This window comes from Pseudonocardia endophytica, assembly GCF_004339565.1.
Lineage (GTDB): Bacteria > Actinomycetota > Actinomycetes > Mycobacteriales > Pseudonocardiaceae > Pseudonocardia > Pseudonocardia endophytica.
In genome coordinates, this window is record NZ_SMFZ01000001.1 from 3,655,041 (window position 1) to 3,675,625 (window position 20,585).

General features: G+C 73.6%; 18 protein-coding genes and 1 pseudogene. 8 read left to right on the forward strand and 11 right to left on the reverse strand.

All coding sequences use genetic code 11. The features are described 5' to 3' along the window. Position 1: 1 nt before the first annotated feature. The 4 genes from EV378_RS16965 to EV378_RS16980 are packed head-to-tail and all read right to left on the reverse strand — an operon-like array spanning position 2 to position 3,254. Complete coding sequence (locus tag EV378_RS16965) at positions 2-574, reverse strand: TetR/AcrR family transcriptional regulator (RefSeq protein WP_132426460.1); 573 nt, start codon at positions 572-574, stop codon at positions 2-4. A gap of 17 nt (positions 575-591) precedes the next feature. After that, complete coding sequence (locus EV378_RS16970; protein ID WP_165922315.1) at positions 592-1,674, reverse strand: CaiB/BaiF CoA transferase family protein; 1,083 nt, start codon at positions 1,672-1,674, stop codon at positions 592-594. Beyond that, entirely contained in the window at positions 1,671-2,444 is a 774-nt protein-coding gene (locus EV378_RS16975) for an SDR family NAD(P)-dependent oxidoreductase (RefSeq protein ID WP_132426466.1), read from the reverse strand. The genes EV378_RS16970 and EV378_RS16975 overlap by 4 nt, the downstream gene beginning before the upstream one ends. A gap of 3 nt (positions 2,445-2,447) precedes the next feature. Then, a complete protein-coding gene (locus tag EV378_RS16980; protein WP_132426469.1) occupies positions 2,448-3,254 on the reverse strand; it encodes an enoyl-CoA hydratase/isomerase family protein in 807 nt (268 codons plus the stop codon). An 80-nt stretch (positions 3,255-3,334) separates the two neighbouring features. On the opposite strand from EV378_RS16980, the gene EV378_RS16985 reads away from it, so the two are divergent. Further along, the gene (locus EV378_RS16985) at positions 3,335-4,930 is read left to right on the forward strand and encodes an AMP-binding protein (RefSeq protein WP_243653509.1); all 1,596 of its coding nucleotides are present in this window, start codon (positions 3,335-3,337) and stop codon (positions 4,928-4,930) included. 31 nt (positions 4,931-4,961) lie between these two features. After that, positions 4,962-6,116 carry an acyl-CoA dehydrogenase family protein gene (locus tag EV378_RS16990; protein ID WP_132426472.1) on the forward strand — a complete coding sequence of 385 codons (1,155 nt, stop codon included), beginning with the start codon at positions 4,962-4,964 and terminating at the stop codon, positions 6,114-6,116. A 9-nt stretch (positions 6,117-6,125) separates the two neighbouring features. On the opposite strand, the gene EV378_RS16995 is transcribed toward EV378_RS16990, so the two are convergent. Beyond that, positions 6,126-6,491, reverse strand: coding sequence for a hypothetical protein (locus EV378_RS16995; RefSeq protein WP_132426475.1), 366 nt, complete (start codon positions 6,489-6,491; stop codon positions 6,126-6,128). A 121-nt stretch (positions 6,492-6,612) separates the two neighbouring features. Between EV378_RS16995 and EV378_RS17000 the strand changes: the two genes are divergently transcribed. The 4 genes from EV378_RS17000 to EV378_RS17015 all read left to right on the forward strand — a co-directional run bounded on the left by EV378_RS17000 (position 6,613) and on the right by EV378_RS17015 (position 12,623). Next, positions 6,613-8,229: a sigma-54-dependent Fis family transcriptional regulator gene (locus tag EV378_RS17000; protein WP_132426478.1), complete on the forward strand. Its 1,617-nt coding sequence runs from the start codon at positions 6,613-6,615 to the stop codon at positions 8,227-8,229. Positions 8,230-8,317: 88 nt separating this feature from the next. Continuing rightward, a complete protein-coding gene (locus EV378_RS17005) occupies positions 8,318-9,760 on the forward strand; it encodes an aldehyde dehydrogenase family protein (protein ID WP_132426481.1) in 1,443 nt (480 codons plus the stop codon). 100 nt (positions 9,761-9,860) lie between these two features. Further along, a complete protein-coding gene (locus EV378_RS17010) occupies positions 9,861-11,321 on the forward strand; it encodes a benzaldehyde dehydrogenase (protein WP_132426484.1) in 1,461 nt (486 codons plus the stop codon). A gap of 45 nt (positions 11,322-11,366) precedes the next feature. Beyond that, a complete protein-coding gene (locus EV378_RS17015) occupies positions 11,367-12,623 on the forward strand; it encodes a M24 family metallopeptidase (protein ID WP_132426487.1) in 1,257 nt (418 codons plus the stop codon). Position 12,624: 1 nt separating this feature from the next. Here the strand turns inward: EV378_RS17015 and EV378_RS17020 are convergent, their stop codons facing one another. Then, positions 12,625-14,472 carry a S9 family peptidase gene (locus EV378_RS17020; RefSeq protein ID WP_132426490.1) on the reverse strand — a complete coding sequence of 616 codons (1,848 nt, stop codon included), beginning with the start codon at positions 14,470-14,472 and terminating at the stop codon, positions 12,625-12,627. Between the two features lie 64 nt (positions 14,473-14,536). Next, entirely contained in the window at positions 14,537-15,115 is a 579-nt protein-coding gene (locus EV378_RS17025) for a TetR/AcrR family transcriptional regulator (RefSeq protein ID WP_132426493.1), read from the reverse strand. An 83-nt stretch (positions 15,116-15,198) separates the two neighbouring features. Here EV378_RS17025 and EV378_RS17030 point away from each other — a divergent pair. Further along, a pseudogene (locus EV378_RS17030) lies at positions 15,199-16,077 on the forward strand (NAD-dependent epimerase/dehydratase family protein); the annotation flags it as partial. A 9-nt stretch (positions 16,078-16,086) separates the two neighbouring features. Here the strand turns inward: EV378_RS17030 and EV378_RS37080 are convergent. Continuing rightward, positions 16,087-16,461 (reverse strand): VOC family protein, encoded by a 375-nt coding sequence (locus EV378_RS37080; protein WP_132428031.1) that lies wholly within the window; start codon positions 16,459-16,461, stop codon positions 16,087-16,089. A 140-nt stretch (positions 16,462-16,601) separates the two neighbouring features. Here EV378_RS37080 and EV378_RS17040 point away from each other — a divergent pair, with 140 nt between their 5' ends. After that, positions 16,602-17,501 (forward strand): NAD-dependent epimerase/dehydratase family protein, encoded by a 900-nt coding sequence (locus EV378_RS17040; RefSeq protein WP_132426495.1) that lies wholly within the window; start codon positions 16,602-16,604, stop codon positions 17,499-17,501. A gap of 1 nt (position 17,502) precedes the next feature. Here EV378_RS17040 and EV378_RS17045 read toward each other — a convergent pair whose 3' ends face one another. From EV378_RS17045 to EV378_RS17055, 3 genes are all read right to left on the reverse strand, one after another. Then, the gene (locus EV378_RS17045; RefSeq protein WP_132426498.1) at positions 17,503-18,291 is read right to left on the reverse strand and encodes an SDR family NAD(P)-dependent oxidoreductase; all 789 of its coding nucleotides are present in this window, start codon (positions 18,289-18,291) and stop codon (positions 17,503-17,505) included. 71 nt (positions 18,292-18,362) lie between these two features. After that, positions 18,363-18,857: an HAD family hydrolase gene (locus EV378_RS17050; RefSeq protein ID WP_132426501.1), complete on the reverse strand. Its 495-nt coding sequence runs from the start codon at positions 18,855-18,857 to the stop codon at positions 18,363-18,365. A 61-nt stretch (positions 18,858-18,918) separates the two neighbouring features. After that, a complete protein-coding gene (locus tag EV378_RS17055; protein WP_132426504.1) occupies positions 18,919-20,574 on the reverse strand; it encodes a hypothetical protein in 1,656 nt (551 codons plus the stop codon). Positions 20,575-20,585: the final 11 nt, after the last annotated feature.

Here is a 20,585-nt window from a genome sequence, read left to right on the forward strand (position 1 = left end):
GTCAGGCGGGCAGCAGCGTGCCGAGCAGCTGCTCGATCTGGCGGGACAGCTCGTCGGGCCCGACCGGTCCGTCCGGGTCGTACCAGCGGAACAGCGTCGACAGCATGGACAGCACGAGGTTTGCCACGACCGTCGGGTCGAGCGGCGAGTCCGGTGGCAGGCACTCCTGCACCAGGACCCGGAAGTCCTGCGTGCGGGCGTGCGCCCACGACCGGAACGCGTCCCGGCCCGCGTCGGAGAGCTCGACCTCCTCGGAGAACACGATCGCGTAGAACGTCCGCCGCGACGTGGCCGACGCGATGTGGGTGGAGATCATCCGCCGGAGCCGGGTCTGAGCGGGCTCGCCGCTGCTCATGACGTCCTCGAGCTGGCGGGTCATGACACCGGTGACCTCGTCGACCATGAGGTCGAGCAGGTGCTGCTTGCTGCGCGTGTACTTGTAGACGGTCGGGCGGGAGATGCCTGCGGCCTCGGCGATGTCGTCGATGGTGGAGTTGCGGTAGCCCTTGCTGCGGAACGTCTCGGCCGCCGCGGCGACCAGTGCCGTCGTGTCCGTCGCCCGTCCCCGTGCCATGGCGCAATACTGCCCGGTCAGTATCGGATCCTGATACCGGCCTCGCGGAGCACCTCGTCGGTGTGCTCGCCCAGCCCTGGCACACCGCGCTCCGGGCCGGGCAGGTCGCCGTCGACGACCAGCGGCTGGCGCAGGAACACCTCGCCACCCACCCGGGCCAGCAGGCCGCGGTCGGCGAGCTGCGGATCGTCCAGCACCTCGGCCGGCCCGCGCACGGCGGCGACGCACGGCACGCCGGCCAGAGCGATCTCCCAGTGCGCGAGGTCGTACGTGGCGAACCGGTCGCCGAGCCGCCCGCGCAGCTCGGCCCGGCGAGCGATGCGCTCCGCGCCCGGCACGTCCGCGAGATCGGGCAGGTCGAGCGCGACGCACAGGTCGTGCCAGAAGTGGTCCTCGAACGCGATCGACAGCGAGATCCACCGCCCGTCCGACGTCGCGAACAGCCCGTATCCCGGGTCCTCGCCGAGCTCGTCGGGCGGCATCCCGTTCGCGGCGGGGACGAGACGGGTGGCCGCGACCGCCAGCAGCGAGTCGAGCATCGCGACGTCGTAGTGCCCGCCGCGACCGCTCGTGCCGCGGCCGGCGAGCCCGCTCAGCGCGGCGACGGCGGCGAACAACCCGGACGCGACGTCGGCCAGCGCCATGCCGGGCATCGCGGGCGCTGCCGGGTCGAGCAGCCCGGCGAGTGCCTGGAACGTCAGGTCGTGCGCGGGCCGGTCGCGGTGCGGGCCGTCCTGCCCGAAACCGGAGATCGACACGACGACGAGGCCGGGATTCGCGACCGTGAGCTCGGCCGGATCGAGGCCGAGCCGGGCGAGCACTCCTGGCCGGAAGCCCTCCAGCAGCACGTCGGCCCGGTCGACGAGCGCCCGGCACGCGATGCGGCCGCCCTCGGTCTTGAGGTCGAGCGCCACCGATCGTTTCCCTCGCCCGAGCGCCGCGAAGTGTCCTGGGAACGCCCGCGCCGGGTCGCCGCCGGCCGGCCGCTCGACCTGGACGACGTCGGCACCGAGATCGGCGAGCAGCATCGTCGCGAACGGGCCCGGGTACTGCTCGGCGAGGCTGACCACCCGGTACCCCTGCAGCGGCGCCGGCGTCATGGCGTGATCGCGTAGCCGCCGTTGACCGGGTACGTCTGCCCGGTGACCCATGACGCCGCGTCCGAGGCGAGGAACAGCACGGCGTTCGCCGCGTCCGACGGCTCGCCGAAGCGGCGCAGCGGGTAGCCGCGCAGCATCTTCCTCGCGATCTCCGGGTCGGCGATCGCCGGCGCGATCCCGGGTGTGGCCACGGTGGACAGCGCGACGCAGTTGACCGTGATCCCGTGGCGCCCGACGGACTTCGCCAGGCCGCGGCTGAACCCGGCCGCGCCCGCCTTCGCGCCGCCGTAGACGGCGAGGTTCGGCTCCCCGGTGCGGCCCGCGTCGGAGATCACGGTGACGATCCGTCCGTACCCGCGCTCGACCATGCCGGGCAGCACGGCCCGCGACGCGTTCAGCACGCCGTAGAGGTTCGTGCCGATCCACGGCTCCCAGTCCTGCGGTCCGGTCTCCCAGAACGGCGGGGTGTGCGCGAGCGGGTCCTCGGCGGGTCCGGCGTTGCCCGCGTTGTTGACGAGCACGTCGACCGGACCGTTCTGCCCGACCATGGCAGAGACGGCGTCGAGGTCGGTGACGTCGCAGCTCACCCCGACCGCCTCGCCGCCGTCGTCGGTGATCTCGCCGGCGACGGTCTTCGCCCGGTCGGCATGGAAGTCGTTCACGACGACTGCGGCCCCGTGCGCCGCGCAGTGCAGCGCGACCTGACGGCCGACGCCCTGCCCCGCTCCGGTCACCAGCACGCGACGGCCGGTCATGTCCAGGATGTTCATTGCTCACCTTCCGGGGAAGTCGGGCGTGCGCTTCTCGGCGAACGCGGTGATGCCCTCGCGCCAGTCGGACGAACGCTCGTGCAGGGCGGAGACCTCCAGCTCCCGGGTCAGCGCGGACGGCTGCGGGGTGTCGTGCGCGGCGTTCGCCAGCCGCTTCATCGCCGCCAGCCCGACCGGGCTGCGCGCCGCGAGCACGGCCACCAGCTCGTCGACGGCGGAGGTGAGCGCGTCGTCGTCGACGACGTCGGCGAGCAGGTCGGTGCCGAGGAACCGCTCGGCCGGGAACAGCGATCCGGTGAACATGAGGTGCTTGGCGGTGGACAGGCCGAGCCTGCGGACCAGCCGCACCGACGCACCGCCGCCGGGCACCTGCCCGTAGACGGCGTGACCGTCGCCCAGCCGGGCCGAGCGGGCGGCGATCGCGACGTCGCACACCAGGACGAGCTCCAGCCCGCCACCGACGGCCAGGCCGTTCACCGCCGCGACGACCGGGAGGCGGAACGACTCGATCCGGTCGAGCACGGTGCGGACCCGGTTCAGGAACGCGTTCGTCGCGCTCGCCGCCCCGGGTGGCGGCGGTGCGTCGGACAGGGCTCGCGCGTACGCGAGGTCGGCGCCCGCGCAGAACGCGCGCCCGGCCGCGGCGATCACGACGGCACGCACCCCCCGGTCGGCGTCGGCGGCGTCGAGACCGGCCGCGAGCCCGTCGACGACGTCCTGGTCGAGCCCGTTGAGCACCTCGGGTCGGTTCAGGGTCAGCCACATCGCCGCACCCCGCCGCTCCTGGAGCACCGCGTCGTTCGAGGTCATGGCGGAGAGGCTTGCAGAATACTAACTGATAAGTCAACATTGCCGCCGACACCCGGCCCCGACGAGGAGGGGAGAGCGACGTGGCTCCCGGTCCCGCCCCATCACCCACCGTGCCGCCCTGGGCGGCCGGCCCGTCCTACGGCGACGTCGTCGTCGAAGCACTCACCCGCTACCCGCGCCGCGACGCGTTCGTGCTCGGTGAGCGCCGCGCCACCTACGCCGAGATCGCCGATCTCGTCGGGCGGACCCAGACCGTGCTCGACGAGCTGGGCCTGCGCCCCGGCGGCGCCGTCGGCGTGCTCAGCCCGAACGCGCCCGAGGTGTTCGTCGTCCAGACGGCCGCCGTGCTGAACGGCGCCCGCTACACCGGCCTGCACCCGCTGTCCTCGCTGGAGGACCACGTGTTCCTGTGCGACGACGCGGAGATCGAGGTGCTGGTCGTCCATCCCGTGTACGCGGAGCGAGCGGCGGCCGTCGCGGAGCGCGCCGCGAGCGTGCGGCACGTGCTCTCCCTCGGACCCTCCGAGGCCGGGCCGGACCTGCTGGACCGGTGCGCCCGGACCGCGCCGCGCACCCTGCGCGCGCCCGACCTCGACCAGGAGACGACGGCCTGGCTGCAGTACACCGGCGGCACGACCGGGACGCCGAAGGGCGCGATGGTCCCGCACCGGGCACTGGTGCAGCTGGCGCAGTCGGTCACGAACTCGTGGGGGCTGCCAGAGGCACCCGTCTACCTGGCCGCCTCGCCGATCACGCACGCCGCCGTCCTGCCGGTGACGGCGGCGCTCGTCCGCGGCGGCACGGTCGTCCTGCAGCAGGGCTTCGATCCGGACGGGTGGCTCACGGCCGTCGAGACCGAGCGGGTCAACTTCGCGTTCGTCGTGCCGACGATGATCTACGCGCTGCTCGAGAAGGCGGATCCGGCCGCGCGGGACCTGAGCTCGATCGAGACGCTCTGCTACGGCGCAGCCCCGATGACACCGCAGCGACTCGTGGAGGCCCAGGAGGTGTTCGGCCCCGTGATGCTGCAGGGCTACGGGCAGAGCGAGTCCGTCGGCATGGCCACCAGCCTCCGCAAGGACGAGCACGACCCGGTCGGGCGGCCGGACCTGCTGACGTCGTGCGGTCGCCCGGTCGCGGGCGTCCACATCGAGCTCCAGGGCGACGACGGCGTGCCCGTCGCCGACGGCGAGGTGGGCGAGGTGTGCATCCGGTCGCGCGCGGTCATGAACGGGTACTGGAAGCGCGACGAGGAGTCGGCCCAGGCGCTGCGCGGCGGGTGGCTGCGGACCACCGACCTCGCCGTCCGCGACGCCGAGGGCTTCCTGCACCTCGTCGACCGCAAGAAGGACATGATCATCACCGGTGGGTTCAACGTGTACCCGCGGGAGATCGAGGACGTCCTGACCGGGCACGAATCGGTCTCGCAGGCCGCCGTCGTCGGTGTCCCGGACGAGCGGTGGGGCGAGGCCGTGGCGGCGTTCGTCGTGGCCAGGGCCGGTGCCGAGATCGATGTCGCCGCCCTGACCGCGCTCGTCCGCGAGCGGAAGGGCCCGCACCAGGCACCGAAGCGGGTCGAGATCGTGCCCGAGCTCCCGACGACGGGGGTCGGCAAGATCGACAAGAAGGCGCTGCGGGCCGTGCACTGGGCCGGTCAGACCCGGAACGTGCACTGAGCGACGCCTGCGGAGCGAGGAGACGACACTGATGGGCACACCCTTCGTCCTGGACGCCGACCACCGGGTCTTCCGCGACACGGTCCGCGACCTCGCCCGCTCCGAGTTCCTACCCGGCTACCTCGGCCGCGCGGCCCGCGACGAGTTCCCGCACCAGGAGGTGAAGCGTCTCGCCGCGGCCGGGCTGCTGGACCTGACACTCGCCGAGGAGCGCGGCGGCCAGGGGGCCGATCTGATCGCGCTCGGGCTCGCCTGCGAGGAGGTCGGCTACGCCGATCCGAACCTCGGCTACGTCCTGTTCGCGACGAACCTCGTCGTGCCCCTGCTGGCCGCACACCCGGGGTCGGCGGTCCGCGGCTGGGCCACGCGGGTCGCGGCGGGCGACGCGCTGGCCTGTTTCGCCGTCACCGAGCCCGGCGGTGGGTCCGACGCGGCGGCGCAGCGGACCAGGGCCGAGCGGGTCGACGGGGGCTGGCGGCTGACCGGGGAGAAGACGTCGGTGACCCAGGCGCCGCACGCGGACGTCGCGATCGTGCTCGCCCAGACCGATGCGGGCAGCCGGGCCCGCGGCATCGGCTGCTTCCTCGTCGAGACCGCCGACCCGACCGTCTCGTCGCAGCGCTTCGCCGATCCCGGCTTCCGACCCCTCGGCCGTGGGTCCGTGACCATGGACGGCACGTTCGTGCCCGACGAGCGGGTGCTGGCCGAGCCCGGCGGCGGGTTCCAGCAGATCATGGCCGAGTTCGACCTGTCCCGGACACTCATCGCCCTGACCTGCGCAGGAGCCGCACAGCGGGCGCTCGACCTGGCCTCCTCGTACGCGAGCGAGCGCGTGGCGTTCGGTCGCCCGCTCGCGGCGAACCAGGGCGTGTCGTTCCCGATCGCCGAGCACACGACGTACCTGGAGGCCGTCCGGGCGCTGGCGTTCCACACGCTCGGGCTGCGGATGGCCGGGGAACCGCACACCACGCAGGCCGCGATGCTCAAGTGGTGGGCGCCGCGGGTCGCGTTCGCCGCCGTCCAGGAGGCCGTCGTGCTGCACGGGCACGTCGGCTGGTCGGAGGAGATGCCGCTGCAGGCGCTCCTGCGCGACGTCTCCGGCTACCAGATCGGCGACGGCACGCCGCAGATCCAGAAGATCATCATCGCGCGGGACGTCCTGGGCAGGGTCGCGGTGGACCACTGACGGCGCCGGTCAGGCCGGCGCGATCTCGATCGGCGCCGGCCCCCGCCCCTCCCACGCCCAGCGGAAGGTCGCCCGGACCCCGTCGCGCCAGCCGGGGCGGCAGGCCACGGCAGGCGCGTACCCGTCGTCGGTCTCGGCGGCCCGGCACTCCGCCTCGATCAGCTCCGCGCGAGCCACGCACGCCCGCTGGGTGACCGGCGACCGCGGGAGGCCGCCGCACAACGCCGTCCGCATCGGGACCGCGGCCAGCCACCGGCAGGTCTGCGCCACGGCCGCGGCGTACCCGTCGACGCCCGGCTCCGTCCCGCGCCGCCGCGCCTCGTCCCAGACCGCGAGGAACTCCTCGCGCGGCACGTGCACGTTCTCCGGTCTCACCCGATCCAGGGTGACACCGCCCGGCGGCATCACCAACGGTCCGGCCCTGGAGCTTTCCGGCCGGATGTAGGAGCATCGGTCGTCTCACTGTGACCAGTGCCCGCCTCCGACGGAGGTGTCGATGAGGACATCCGGCCCGGACGAAGCGTCGTCGCTCCGTCCGGAGATCGCGTCTGCGTGGCGGCGGGCCGAGCTGAGCGGGCTGAACCCCGGCTCCGCGCTGGGCGAGCCGGAGCTCGCCGCGTTCGACGAGGGCAGCAGGCTCCTGCTGGCCGCCGGACCGGTGCTCGACGACGTCGCCGAGCGCCTGGCCGACACGCGGTTCAGCCTCCTGCTCGCCGACCGGGACTCGCGGATCGTCGCCCGGCGCCTCGGGACGTCCGGGCTGGCCAGGGCACTGGACGCGGTGCTCGCGATCCCCGGCAACCGGTACTCCGAGGAGACGACCGGCACGAACTCGCTGGCCAGCGCGTACGAGGTGCGGACCGGGATCGCCGTGCACGGCGAGGAGCACTTCCTCGAGCCGCTGAAGGGCTTCACCTGCTTCGGGTGCCCGATCGTGCACCCGGCCACCGGCAGGCTCGAGGGCGTCCTGGACGTGACCGGCTACGCGCGGGACGCGCATCCGCTGCTGAGCTCCGTCGTCGGCATCGCCGCCCGGTCGATCGAGGAACGCCTGCTCGCCGGTTCCGCCGCCCGCGAGCAGGCCATGCTGCGGGCCTACCGGGCACGGACGGCGCGCAGCCGCCGCCCGGTGATCGTCTTCGGTGACGACATGGTGCTCGCCAACGAGGCGGCGTCGGACCTGCTCGACGGCACCACGCAGGCGATGCTGCGCGAGCTCGCCGAGCACGCCGCCCTGCGCGGCACCGGTCGGGGGACGGTGACACTGCCGTCCGGCGCCGACGTCGCGTTCGAGAGCGGGCCGGTGGACGGCGCGGCGCACGCCGTCGTCGTCGAACTGGCGGCCGACGTGCCGGGCGCCCGCAGCGCGATCCCCCGCCGTCGCAGGCCCGACGACCCGGTCGCGGCCACGCTGGCCCGCGCCCGCCGGGAACGCAGGCGGGTGGCGATCCGCGGCGAGGCCGGGACGGGACGCACGCACGCCGCCCGTGTGCTCGCCGGGGACGCTCCGGTCCGGTTCCTCGACCCGGACGCGGACCCGACGCTGCTCGCGGACGGGCTCACGGTCGTCGAACACGTCCACCTGCTCGACGACGTGGCGGCGGTGCGGCTGAGCGCGGCGCTCGACGCGGATCCCTCGGCCTGGGTCGCGCTCACCGTGGCCCCGCCGGACCGGCTCCGTCCGGACCTGCAGGCGCTGCTCGCCCGGTGCCCGGTGGGCGTCGAGCTGGTGGCGCTGCGGCACCGCAGGGCCGAGATCCCCGGCCTGGCCCGTGCCATCCTCGCCGACCTCGGTACCGGTCGGGGGTTGACCCCGGCCGCGGCGCGCGCCCTGATGCACTGGTCGTGGCCGGGGAACGTGCAGGAGCTGGCGACCGTGCTGCGCCGTGCCGTCGACGCGTCCCCGGCAGGTGACCTCCGGCCGGAGGATCTCGGGCTCGACCATCGCTCGCACCGCGGCGGGCGCTCCCTGTCCCCGCTGCGCCAGGCCGAGGCGGACGCGATGCTCGCGGCGCTGCGCAGGCACGGCGGGAACAAGTCGCACGCGGCCGCCGAGCTGGGCATCAGCCGCACGACGCTCTACCGCCGCGTCCGGGAGCTGGGACTCGAGTAGCTGTCCACTTCTGCAACAGATACGTCGGACGCTCCGCCTCCAGGATGACCGGAAACCCGCAGTGGGCCCGGTCACACGAGGAGAAGAGATGGCCAAGCTCGACCTGGACACCGGCTACACGATGACGATCAACGGTCAACCGGTGACCTCACCCGGCACCGTCGACGTGGTGAACCCGGCGAACCTGCAGTCGATCGGCGCGGTGCCGGACTGCACGCGCGAGCAGCTCGACGAGACGATCGACGCCGCGTGGGAGGCGTTCGGCGAGTGGTCGCAGCGCCCGCTCGCGGAGCGCCAGCAGCTGGTGTCCACGCTCGGTGACCTGCTCGAGGAGCACGCCGAGGAGTTCATGGCGCTGCTCACCCGCGAGCAGGGCAAGCCGCGCGCCGGCGCGGAGTGGGAGGTGTTCGGCTCCGTCGCCTGGTTCCGGGAGATCGCCAAGCAGGGCCTCGGCGAGGAGGTCATCACCGACGACGACGAGCGTCGCGTGATCACCCGGTACACGCCGCTCGGCGTGGTCGGCGGCATCACGCCGTGGAACTTCCCGATCCTGCTGGCCGTCTGGAAGATCGCGCCCGCGCTGGTCACCGGCAACTGCATCGTGATCAAGCCGTCCCCGTTCACGCCGCTGACCACGCTGAAGCTGGCCGAGCTGGCCGCCAGGGTGCTGCCGCCCGGCGTGTTCAGCGTCGTGTCCGGCGGCGACGAGCTCGGCCAGTGGATGACCGCCCACCCGCGGCTGCGCAAGATCGCGTTCACCGGCAACACCGAGACCGGCAAGCACGTCATGGCCTCCGCCGCGACGAACCTCAAGCGGATCACCCTGGAGCTCGGCGGCAACGACCCGGCGATCGTGCTGCCGGACGTCGACCCCGCGACCGTCGCGCCGAAGATCTTCTGGGCGGCGTTCCAGAACAACGCCCAGTTCTGCAACGCGGCCAAGCGCATCTACATCCACGCCGACGTGTACGACGCGGTGCGCGACGCGCTCGTCGAGTACGCGAAGACGATCAAGGTCGGCAACGGCGCGGACGCCGACACCGGGCTCGGCCCGATCCAGAACGCGCCGCAGTACGCGAAGGTCAAGGAGTACTTCGACGACTGCCACGCCAACGGGTACACGTTCGCGCTCGGGGGCGAGATCGACGAGAAGGCGGAGGGCTGGTTCGTCCCGGTCACGCTCGTCGACGATCCGCCGGAGGACTCCCGGCTGGTCCGCGAGGAGCCGTTCGGGCCGATCCTGCCGCTGGTGCGCTGGACCGACGAGGAGGACGTCGTCGCCCGCGCGAACGACACCGACTGGGGCCTCGGCGCCACGGTGTGGGGCAGGGACCTGGACCGGATCGAGCGGATCGGCCGCCGGATCGAGGCCGGCACGGTGTGGCTGAACGAGGTGCACCAGTACTCGCCGCTGCAGGCGTTCGGCGGGCAGAAGCAGTCCGGCATCGGGTGCGAGAACTCCGAGGACGGGCTCAAGGAGTACACGAACTGGCAGTCGCTGACCCTGAACAAGGTCGCCGGCGCGGTGTGACAGCGGGTGGGTGCGGCCGGTCGGGCCGCACCCACCACCGCCTCCGCAGATGCGGATCGCCTCCCTTGCGCGGCTCCGCAGTTCGCGCTGAGATCGGTGCATGGGACTGCTGGACGAGAGCGTCTGGGCCGGGAAGCTGCTGCGTCGCGAGTGGACGGCGGGCCACGGCGGCGAACGGACCGTCGTGGAGCCGGCCACCGGCGGCGAGCTCGGCCGGGTCGGCGTCGCCGACCCGTCGGACGTCACCGCGGCGTGCGAGCAGGCGGCCGAGGCCCAGGGCGAGTGGGCGGCCCTGCCGTACTCGCGGCGCGCCGCGGTGCTGCGACGGGCGGGCGCCCTGTTCGAGGAGCACGCCGAGGAGATCCAGGGCTGGATCGTCCGCGAATCCGGTGGCATCGGTCCGAAGGCCCAGCTGGAGACGCACATCGCGGCCGAGGAGTGCTACGAGGCGGCCGCGCTGGCGTCGCACCCGACGGGCGAGATCCTGCGGACCGAGCAGCCCCGGCTGAGCTTCGCGCGCCGCCGCCCGGCCGGCGTGGTCGGCGTGATCGCGCCGTTCAACTTCCCGCTGATCCTGTCCATCCGGGCGGTCGCGCCCGCCCTCGCGCTCGGCAACGCCGTCGTGCTCAAGCCGGACCCGCGCACGGCGGTCTGCGGCGGCGTGAGCGTGGCGCGCGTGTTCGAGGAGGCCGGTCTGCCGGCCGGCGTGCTCGCGATGCTGCCGGGCGGCGCGGACTGCGGCGAGGCGGTGATCGCCGACCCGCGGGTGCGGGTGGTCGCGTTCACCGGCTCGACGCGCGCGGGCCGGGCCGTCGGCGCGCTGGCCGCGCAGCACCTGACCCGCGCGCACCTGGAGCTGGGCGGGAACTCGGCGCTCGTCGTCATGGGCGATGTCGACGTCGAGGAGGCGGCCTCGGCCGGAGCGTTCGGCTCGTTCATGCACCAGGGCCAGATCTGCATGACGACCGGACGGCACGTCGTCGACGCCGCGATCGCCGACGACTACGTGGCCGCTCTCGCCGAGCACGCCCGGAAGCTGCCGGTCGGCGATCCGGCGTCCGGCACCGTCGCGCTCGGCCCGATCATCGACGCCGTCCAGCGCGACCACGTCCACGAGCTGGTGACCGCGTCGGTCGCGGCGGGCGCCCGTGTCGACGCCGGCGGCACGTACGAGGACCTGTTCTACCGGCCGACCGTGCTCTCCGGAATCACCCCGCAGGCTCCGGCGTGGGCCGAGGAGGTGTTCGGGCCGGTCGCTCCGGTGATCCCGTACTCCACCGAGGACGAGGCGATCGCGCTGGCCGCGGACAGCGAGTACGGCCTGTCGCTCGGGATCCTCGCGCGCGACGGGCTGCGCGCGCTGGAGCTGTCCGAGCGGATCCCGTCCGGCGCGGTGCACATCAACGACCAGACCGTCGCCGACGAGAGCGTGGCCCCGTTCGGCGGACTCGGCTTCTCCGGCAACGGGTCGCGGACCGGCGGCATCCAGGCCAACCTGGACGCCTACACCGAGACCCAGTGGGTCACGGCGCAGAGCACGATCGCGCGTTACCCGTTCTGATCAGCCGGGCACGACCGCGGGGCCGACGACGGAAGGACGGACCCGATGACCGGACTGGACTGGCACGCGGAACGCGCCGACATGGACGGTCTCGCGCGCCTCGACCGCGAGCCGACCGACGACGGCATCGACCTCGCGGCCGTGCGCGGCTACCGCCTCGGCCGGGTCCGCGCGCAGATGGAGGCGCTGGACGTCGACGCGCTCGTCGTGTCCGACCCGGTCACCATCCGCTACGCCACCGGCGCGCGGAACATGCAGGTCTTCTCCATGCGCAACGAGCCGGCCCGGTACCTGCTGCTCACCCGGGACCGCTCGATCCTGCACGAGTTCACCGGCTGCCTGCACCTCGCCGAGGGCCTGGAGACGATCGACGAGATCCGCCCGGCGACGACGGCCAGCTTCGTCGCCGCAGGGCCCGGCATCGCCGACCGGGAGCGGGCCTGGGCCGAGCAGACGGCCGCGGAGATCACCAGGCTGGTCGGGGCCGGCGCCACGGTCGGGCTCGAGCGGCTCAACGCGGGCGCCGCGATCGCGCTCCACGAACGCGGGTTCCGGATCGTCGACGCCCAGCACGCCGTCGAGCTCGCCAGGGCGGTCAAGTCCACCGAGGAGCTGCGGTGCGTCCGGGCGTCGCTGCGGGCCACCGAGAACGGTGTCGCCGCACTGCGGGAAGCCCTGCGCCCCGGGCTCACCGAGGCCGAGCTCTGGTCGGTGCTGCACGCGTCGGTGATCGCGCAGAACGGCGACTACATCGAGACCCGGCTGCTGAACGCCGGTCGTCGTACGAATCCCTGGTTCCAGGAGACCGGCGACAACCGCATCGGGGCGGACGAGCTCGTCGCGCTCGACACCGACGTCGTCGGCTGCCACGGCTACTACTCGGACTTCTCCCGGACGTTCCACTCCGGACCCGGGAGCCCGACGTCGGAGCAGCGGGAGCTCTACCGGGTCGCCCACGAGCAGGTGCAGCACAACATCGGGATCCTGCGCCCGCACATGGGCTTCCGCGACTACGCCCGCGAGGCGTGGGACATCCCCGACGCGTTCTACGCGAACCGCTACTACCTGTCCGCGCACGGCTGCGGGATGACCGGCGAGTACCCGTACCTCTACCACCACGGCGACTTCCCGAGCGCGGGCTACGACGGCGAGATCCTGCCGGGCATGGTCGTCTGCGTGGAGAGCTACATCGGACGCGACGGCGGGGCCGAGGGCGTCAAGCTCGAGGAGCAGGTCCTGGTCACGGAGACCGGGACGGAGATCCTGTCCCGGTTCCCGTTCGAGGGCGCGCTGCTCGGGTAGCTCAGGCCAGGTGCTCGGCCAGGAACGCGTCGATCCGCTCCCACAGCGCGATCACGTTCTCCGGGTTGACGAAGCCGTGGCCCTCGTCGTCGCGGACCATGTAGTCGACGTCCACCCCGCGCGCCCGCAGCGACTCGACGATCCGGTCCGACTCGGCCTTCACCACCCGGGCGTCGTTGGCGCCCTGCGCCACGAACAGCGGGGCGGTGATCCGGTCCACCCTGGTGATCGGCGAGCGGGCCCGCATGTCGGCCAGCTGCTCCGGGTCGGCCGGGTCCCCGACGTAGCGGTACCAGTTCGGCGCCAGATAGGGCCGCACGAAGTCCGGTTGCGTGCGCATGAAGTTCTCCAGGTCGGAGATCCCCACCACGTCGACGACGGCGGCGAAGCGGTCCGGCGTGAACGTCGCCCCGACGAGCGCGGCGTACCCGCCGTAGGAGGCGCCGACGATCGCGACCCGGTCCGGGTCGGCGTAGCCCTGCTCCACGGCCCAGTCGACGCCGTCGAGCAGGTCGGTGTGCATCGCACCGGCGAGCTCGCCGATCCCCGCCCGCGTGTGCGCCCTGCCGAAGCCGACCGAGCCGCGGAAGTTCACCTGCAGCACGGCGTACCCGCGGTTGGCCAGCAGCTGTACCCCGGTGGCGTACTCCCAGGCGTCGCGCGTCCACGGTCCACCGTGGACGGCCAGCACGAGTGGCAGCCCGCGCGGCTCGACGCCGACCGGGAGGGTCAGGAACGACGGCAGCGTCAGCCCGTCCCGCGCCGTGATCGTCACCGGCCGCATCGGGGCGAGCGCCTCGGGGTCCAGGTGCGGGAACGGGCGGAACAGCAGTCGCCGCTCGCCGGTGGCGTGGTCGTAGAACCAGGTCACCGCGGGGTCGCGGTCGTGGGTGAACGAGACGACCCACCGCCGGCCGGACTCGTCGGAGCTGATCCGCGCCAGGTCGCCGTCGGAGAGGCCCTCCAGGTTCTTCAGCACGTCGGCGAAGTCCGGGTCCAGCGCGTGGATCACCTGCCGCTCACCGAGGTAGCGCACGCCGAGCAGCGCACCGGTGCGCCGGTCCTGGATCAGCGCGGACGGGAGCGCCGGGAACACCAGGGAGCGCGTGTCGATGTCCAGCGTCGGGTGGCTGTCGACGAGCGTCTCCTCGCCGGTGGCCAGGTCGATCCGGACGAGGTGGGTGCGGTCGGTGCCGCGGTAGGACGGCGCCCAGATCGCCGTCCGGTCCGGCGTGAGCTCGAACGGGCTGATGCCCACCGGGAAGTCGTCGCCGAGGAACGTCGTGACCGGCTGCGGGTCGCCGTCGTTCCATCGGGACAGCACGGTGTCGCCCGCCTCGGTGGCGGAGCTGACGAACAGCTCGTCGCCGGGGCCGCGCATCCAGCCGGCGTGGCCGGGGTTCTCGGCCAGCATCGTGAGCTCCCCGCTCGCGACGTCGATCTCGTAGAGGTCGAACAGCGCGTGGTCGCGGGCGTTGAGCTGGACCTCGGCCGTGCCCGGCCGGTCGCGCGGCTGCTCGATGCCGAGCACGCGCGCGCCGTCGAACGGGGTGAGGTCGTCGATCGCGCCGGAGGCCAGGTCGACGCGGAAGACGTGGTTGTTCTCGTCGCCGCCGGTGTCCTGCAGGTAGAGCACGCGGTCCGGTCCGGCCCACTCGAACCGCTGCACGGTCCGGGTCTCGTCGGCGGTCACGCAGCGCGGCTCTGCGCCGCCGTCCAGGTCCTCGATCCAGACGTTCAGGCGGTTGCGCCACGGAGCGAGGTACGCGATCCGGGTGCCGTCCGGCGAGATCGTCGCGGCGGTGCGCTCCGGCGGGGCGAACAGGTCTTCGACGCTGTAGCGGGTCATGACACCAGGACACACCGTGCCGTCGCGGCACACTCAAGCGTCGGTTCTCCGTCCCACCCGGACGTCACCCGAGCGAGGCGGCCGCCGTCCGCAGCTCGTCCAGTGCGGACGTCGCGTGCCGGGCGAGCGAGTCGGCGTCGCCACGCTCGTCGTCGGACCAGCGGGCGAAGGCCTGCTTGAACGCGAGCACCCCCAGCTCGCCCGCCACCCGGGCGGTCGCGTCCGGCACACCGCGGGCGACGAGCGCGTCGGTCACGGCCGCCACGAGACCCGCGGTCTTCGAGGCGTCCCGCTCCCGCAGCTCGGCACTGCCCGCGACGGCCACGCCCAGGAGGTGCCCGAACGCGTGCTGCTCCGGCGTGAACGACGCGGCGAGCACGGTCAGGCCTCCGGCCACCATCTCGATCGGCGAGGCGTCCGCCGGCGCGCCCGCGACACCCTCGGCGAGCAGCGCGCTGTGCTCCTGCTGGCCGGCGAACAGCACCTCCCGCTTGTCCGGAAAGTGCCGGAAGAACGTGGCCTTCGTCAGCCCGGCCCGTTCGGCGATCTGCGCGACGGTCGTCGTGTCGTAGCCCTGCTCGCCGTACAGGTCGATCGCGGCGCGCACCAGCCGCAGGCGCGCGTTCGGCTCCCATCGACCCACGCGTCCCATCCTAGTGACGAGACCTGGTCTCGTCATGGTGCTACGGTGACGAGACAAAGTCTCATCGCATCAGGGAGCACGTCATGCACGTCTTCGTCACCGGGGGGACCGGCACCATCGGCACCGCCGTCGTCGCCGAGCTGCTCGACCACGGCCACACCGTCCTCGCGCTGGCCCGGTCCGCCGACTCGGCACGGACCATCGAGACCGCGGGCGCCGAGCCCCTGCGCGGGGATCTGTCCGACGTGGACGTTCTGCGGTCCGGCGCCGCGCGGTCCGACGGGGTGGTCAGCCTCGCGTTCGGCCGTGACTACGGCAGCCCCGAGGCGCTGGCCGCCGGGATCGCCGAGGAGAGCGCCGCGCTCGCCGCCCTGTCCGACGAGCTCGTCGGGAGCGACCGGCCTCTCGTCGCCGTCTCGGGCACGCCGTGGATCCCGGGCCGTCCGTCCACGGAGGACGACCCGCTGTCGACGGACGGACCGGTCGGTGGCCGGAGCCGATCGGTGAACGCGCTGCTGGACATGGCGTCCCGCGGCGTGCGCAGCACGGCGGTGCGGATGCCGCGCTCGGTCCACGACGAGGGCCGCGGCGGGTTCGCCGGGCTGCTCACCGAGGCGGCACGCCGGTCAGGGGTGGCCGGCTACCCGGGTGACGGCACCCAGCGCTGGCCCGCCGTGCACGCGCGCGACGCCGCCGTCCTGTTCCGCCTCGCGCTCGAGTCGGCGCCCGCCGGGACGGCCTGGCACGCCGTCGCCGACGAGGGCGACGCCGTCCGTGACATCGCCGCCGTCGTCGGCAGGCGGCTGGGCCTGCCGGTCGAGCCGGTCCCCGAGGAGACGTTCGGCCCGTTCGGGCCGATCTTCGCCGCCGACCAGCCGTCGTCGAGCGCGCACACCCGCGACGCGCTCGGTTGGAAGCCGACGCACCCGAGCCTGCTGGAGGACCTGGAGAACATCCGGCCCAGATCCCGCTCAGCCCGTGGCGTTGTGCCCGCGCTCGCCCTCGGCGAACTCGACGGTGAAGCCGTCCGGGTCGCGCAGCTGCATCGACCGCTCGAAGCCACGGTCCCGCGGCGGGACCCGCACCTCGATCCCCTTCGCGACGAGGTCGGCGTACAGCCCGTCGAGGTCGTCCGTCCCGAGCTCGACCTGGACGAGCGACGCCGCGGGACCGAGGCGGTCGGCGGCCCCACCGGCCTGAAGCAGACCCACCGTGCCCGCGCCGAATCGCATCAGCGCGAACCCGCCGTTGCGGATCTCCTGGACGAATCCCAGCGACTCGTAGAACGAGATCGACTTCGCGACGTCACCGACGGGCAGACTGAGGCCCTCGAACCACGTGGTCATCAACGACTCCTGCGCACCTTCGACGAGTGCGCCACGAGTCGCCACCTCCGGTGGCGCACGGAGCGTTCCGACGCCGCACTCCGTGCGGAGGCGATCCTACGGCGTGACGCCCGGTCGCCGCCCGTCGTAGCTTCGTCGTCATGAACGACGGCACGGTCCTGATCACCGGCTCCGCCGGTCTCGTCGGTCACGCGGTCCGGCGGTTGCTGGAGATCGACGAGGTGGCCGTCGCCCCCGTCGACGTGCATGCCCGCTCCGCCGACGGCGTGGCGCAGATCGCCTGCGACCTGACCGACCCGGCCCGGCTGGACGAGGTGTTCTCGTCCGCCCGGCCGCACACGGTCGTCCACTGTGGAGGAGTATCGGGCCCGATGGTCGCGCCGGACGACCCGGCGACGGTGGTCCGCACCAATGTGGACGGCACCGCCGCGCTGCTGGAGGCCGCGCGACGACACGGCGTCACGCGGTTCGTCTACTGCTCGTCGATCGCCGCGTACGGCAGCACCGGATCCGGGCCGGTCCAGGAGGACACGCCGCTGCACCCCACCGACGTCTACGGGGCGACGAAGGCCGCGGGTGAGCACCTCGTCGAGGCCTACCGGCACACGCACGGGCTGTCCACGGCGTCGCTGCGGCTGGTCGCCGTGTACGGCCCGCGGCGCACGACCGGGTGCGCGATCCGCGACCTGCTGACCGACGCGGCCGCCGGTCGTCGAACCCGGTGGCCGGTGCCCGCCGACGCCCCGCACCAGTACGTCCACGTCGACGACGCGGCCCGGTCCGTCGTCGCCGCCGTCCGCTGCGCGGACGCCGTGGGCGCCTACAACGTCGCGGGCGGACCGCCGGTCACCGCGGCCGAGGTCGTCGCGGCGGTGCAGGCCGTCGACCCGCGCGCGACCGCGGATCTGGACCCAGCGGACCCCGTCGCCGCGGCCGGATGGCCGGGCGCGCTGGACACCACCGCGGCGCGCCGGGATCTCGGCTACGAGCCGGTGGTGGACCTCGTCGGCGGGGTCCGCACCTACCGCGCAGGAACGTGAGTCAGCGGCGGCGCAGCGGCGCCGTGGCCGCGTACAGGCGGCTGGCGAGCCGCGGGGCCGGAACGGTGACGAACGCCCTCCCGGCGCGCTGCGCCCGGAGCGTCGCCTCGACGACGTCGTGCGGCGTGCCCCACAGCCGCTCCGGGACGTGCCTCAGGTCCTCGTTGTGCCGGGCGTGGAACGCGGTGCGGATGTAGCCGGGCCGCACGCAGGTCACGCTGATGCCGCGCGAGCGGACGTCGGCGCGCAGCGATCGGGCGAAGTTCTCCACGGCCGCCTTCGTCGCGGAGTAGACCGGGTTGCCCGGCGCCGGCTGCGCGGCGGCCGAGCTGGAGACCAGCACGATCGCGCCGCGACCGCGTTCGAGCATGCCGGGCAGCACGGCCCGGCACAGCCGGATGACGGCGGTGAGGTTCACGGCGATCGTGTCGTCGATCGTCGGGACGTCCAGGTCGGACAGCACTCCGAGCCCGCCGGAGCCCGCGTTGGCCACCAGCAGCTCGACGTCGCGTCCGGCCAGCGACCGCTCCAGCGCGGCGAGATCGGCGGGATCGGTCAGGTCGCCTGCCACGGTCTCGGACGCCGCGACGTCGGCGGCGACCTCACCCAGCCCGTCGCGGGAGCGCCCGGCCATCAGCACGTGGTGACCGCGGCGCCCCAGCTCGCGGGCGAACTCGGCGCCGATGCCGCTGGACGCTCCGGTGACGACGGACCACGCCGTCGTCGCCGTCCGCGGGGACGGCAGCCCGGGACGCGGGGCGCGGGCGGGCGCAATGGGTGTTGCGGTCATGCCCTCCTTGTCGTGATCAGCGCAGGACCGTTACCACTTTCACCCGATCGGTCATCACGCGTGCGGAGCCCTCAGGTGTCCCGACGGAGGCGCGCGAGCTCCTCGAGGACCTCCCCGACGCGTTCGGTGTCGTCGACGACGAAGCCGGGCCCCGGTTCGTCGGCGCCGTCGTCGGAGTCCGTGAGCACGGTGATCGCGAGGTCACCGGGTCGGAGATCGCGCGGAGCCTCGTCGCCCGCGCCGACGACGACCGCCACGTCGGCCCCGACCTCGTCGCGCAGCTTCGCCACGTCCTCCGGCGGGATGTGACGAAGACCGCCCTTCGAGCCGGACAGCAACATCAGCTCGGCGACCTCGTCCGGGTCGCGACGCGACACGACGGCCACCGTCGTCCTCGGCAGCGCGAGCAGCACGTTGAGCGCCTCCGACGACTGCTGCTCGGCCCGCGCGTTCGCGGGGTCACCGAGATCGGGCGCCAGTCCGCCGTCGAAACCGCAGGCGACGACCAGGTGCGGGGTCGCGGCGATCCGGTCCAGCGCGGCCCACAGCTCGTCGAGATCATCCATCGCAGCAGCCTCCCGTCGTGATCAGGAGCACTCTGCTGCGCGGGACCGGCCCCGCACAAGCTCAGCCGGTCTGCTCGCCGTCGAACAGGTCGGCGCGGACGGCGACGAACTGTCCCGTGACGCGCTCGGTGCCGGGAACGACGGCCGCCCCCGGCGGGAGCGTCGGGTCGGCCTGCTCGTGCACGAGGACGTAGCGGCCGGTCGAGAGCAGCTGGTCGCGGACCGGGCGGAGGTCGAAGATCAGGTCCGGTTCCGGTGCGCCGCACCGCGTCGGCGAGGCCATCCAGTCCCGGTAGGACAGGTGGGCGCCGATCGGGCTGTGCGCGGTCAGCGCGTCGCAGGGGGCGAGGGTGTCGTCGGCGAGCCGGTTCGTGTCGATGTAGCGCTGCCGGTCGGGGTCGTCGAGCTCGAGGTACCGCATCACCATCCCGGCCTGCCCGCCGCCGACGAGCACCGGGCGACCGAGCTTCGCGCGCAACCGGTCGATCTCGGCGGACACCGCGGGCAGGAACGCCGCGTCACGCAGGTGCACCCGGTTGCGGCGCTCCACCCACGGCGGGCTGAAGCCGGCTGGCGTCCCCGGCACGACGAGATCGGGCGCCCATGCCGGCTGGCCCGCCGAGTCCTGGAGCATCGTCTGGCCCAGCCCGATCACCTGGGCACCGACCAGCACCGCCGCGAGCCCGACCGCGACCCGACGGCCGTACCGCTCGGCGGCACGCACGAACCCGACGCCGGCGAGCAGCCCGATCACGGCGACCGACGGGACGAAGAACCGGCCGGCCATCATCAGGTCCCCGCCGGAGAACACCGCTGCCGCGACGCCGGCCGCGGCGAACGCCCACAGCACCGTCTCGACGGCCGGTCGGCGGCCCCGGTGCAGGAACGCCCCGGCCAGTGCCACGACGATGACGACCACCGTGACCGGGCGGAGCAGCCAACGGTCGAAGTAGGTCAGCCCGCGCAGGACCGTGTCGGCGACCGGCGCACCGGTCTTCGCGACGACCGGCTGCGGGACCGGGTGACCGGTGTAGCCCCACCGGACCAGCGCGACCGCGATGCCGACGGCGGCCGCCACGGCGACCAACACCGCCAGCCTGCGGACCGCGTCCGGATACCGCCGCAGGAGAACGCCGGCACCGACCAGGCCGGCGATCAGCACGAACCCGGCCTCGGGCCGGACGAGCGTCTGGGCCAGCGCGACCGCGGTGAACGCCACCAGCACGCCGGACCCGGTCCCCCGTTCCAGGACGCGCACCGTGACGGCGGCGGCCAGGAGCAGCACGAACGCGGCCAGCGACGTCTCCAGCCCACCGAACGACCAGTGGACGAGATAGGCCCCGGTCCCGACGATCAGCGCGGCCGGTGCGGCTGCCCCCCGCTGCAACCGCTCCGCGAGCACGGCGGCGAGCACGGTCGTCGCCGCCCCGAACAGCACGCCGACGAGCAGCCCGACGATCGGCACCGGCAGCGACGTCGCGAGCGTGACCACGGCCAGCACGAGCACGTGCAGCAGGCTCGACGACTGCTCGACCGGGTCGCCGTTGTAGTTCTCGATCGCCCCGGTCGCGAGCAGGCGGTCCACCACACCGAACGTGATGTACGAGTCGTCCAGCCCGGCGGGGCCGAACAGCAGCAGACCGGCACCGACGAGGAGCCCGGGACCGGCCCAGGCAACGGCGGGGAGCGCCCGGCTCCGCAACTGGGACTGGACCACCCGAAGAGAGT

Coding starts and splice junctions, on each gene's coding strand:
- EV378_RS17050 (WP_132426501.1), bottom strand. CDS start 18,857: ATGGATGATCTCGACGAGCTGTGGGCCGCGCTGGACCGGATCGCCGCG.
- EV378_RS17045 (WP_132426498.1), bottom strand. CDS start 18,291: ATGACCGCAACACCCATTGCGCCCGCCCGCGCCCCGCGTCCCGGGCTG.
- EV378_RS17005 (WP_132426481.1), top strand. CDS start 8,318: ATGGCCAAGCTCGACCTGGACACCGGCTACACGATGACGATCAACGGT.
- EV378_RS16990 (WP_132426472.1), top strand. CDS start 4,962: ATGGGCACACCCTTCGTCCTGGACGCCGACCACCGGGTCTTCCGCGAC.
- EV378_RS17000 (WP_132426478.1), top strand. CDS start 6,613: ATGAGGACATCCGGCCCGGACGAAGCGTCGTCGCTCCGTCCGGAGATC.
- EV378_RS16965 (WP_132426460.1), bottom strand. CDS start 574: ATGGCACGGGGACGGGCGACGGACACGACGGCACTGGTCGCCGCGGCG.
- EV378_RS17015 (WP_132426487.1), top strand. CDS start 11,367: ATGACCGGACTGGACTGGCACGCGGAACGCGCCGACATGGACGGTCTC.
- EV378_RS37080 (WP_132428031.1), bottom strand. CDS start 16,461: ATGACCACGTGGTTCGAGGGCCTCAGTCTGCCCGTCGGTGACGTCGCG.
- EV378_RS17020 (WP_132426490.1), bottom strand. CDS start 14,472: ATGACCCGCTACAGCGTCGAAGACCTGTTCGCCCCGCCGGAGCGCACC.
- EV378_RS16980 (WP_132426469.1), bottom strand. CDS start 3,254: ATGACCTCGAACGACGCGGTGCTCCAGGAGCGGCGGGGTGCGGCGATG.
- EV378_RS17010 (WP_132426484.1), top strand. CDS start 9,861: ATGGGACTGCTGGACGAGAGCGTCTGGGCCGGGAAGCTGCTGCGTCGC.
- EV378_RS16975 (WP_132426466.1), bottom strand. CDS start 2,444: ATGAACATCCTGGACATGACCGGCCGTCGCGTGCTGGTGACCGGAGCG.
- EV378_RS17040 (WP_132426495.1), top strand. CDS start 16,602: ATGAACGACGGCACGGTCCTGATCACCGGCTCCGCCGGTCTCGTCGGT.
- EV378_RS16970 (WP_165922315.1), bottom strand. CDS start 1,674: ATGACGCCGGCGCCGCTGCAGGGGTACCGGGTGGTCAGCCTCGCCGAG.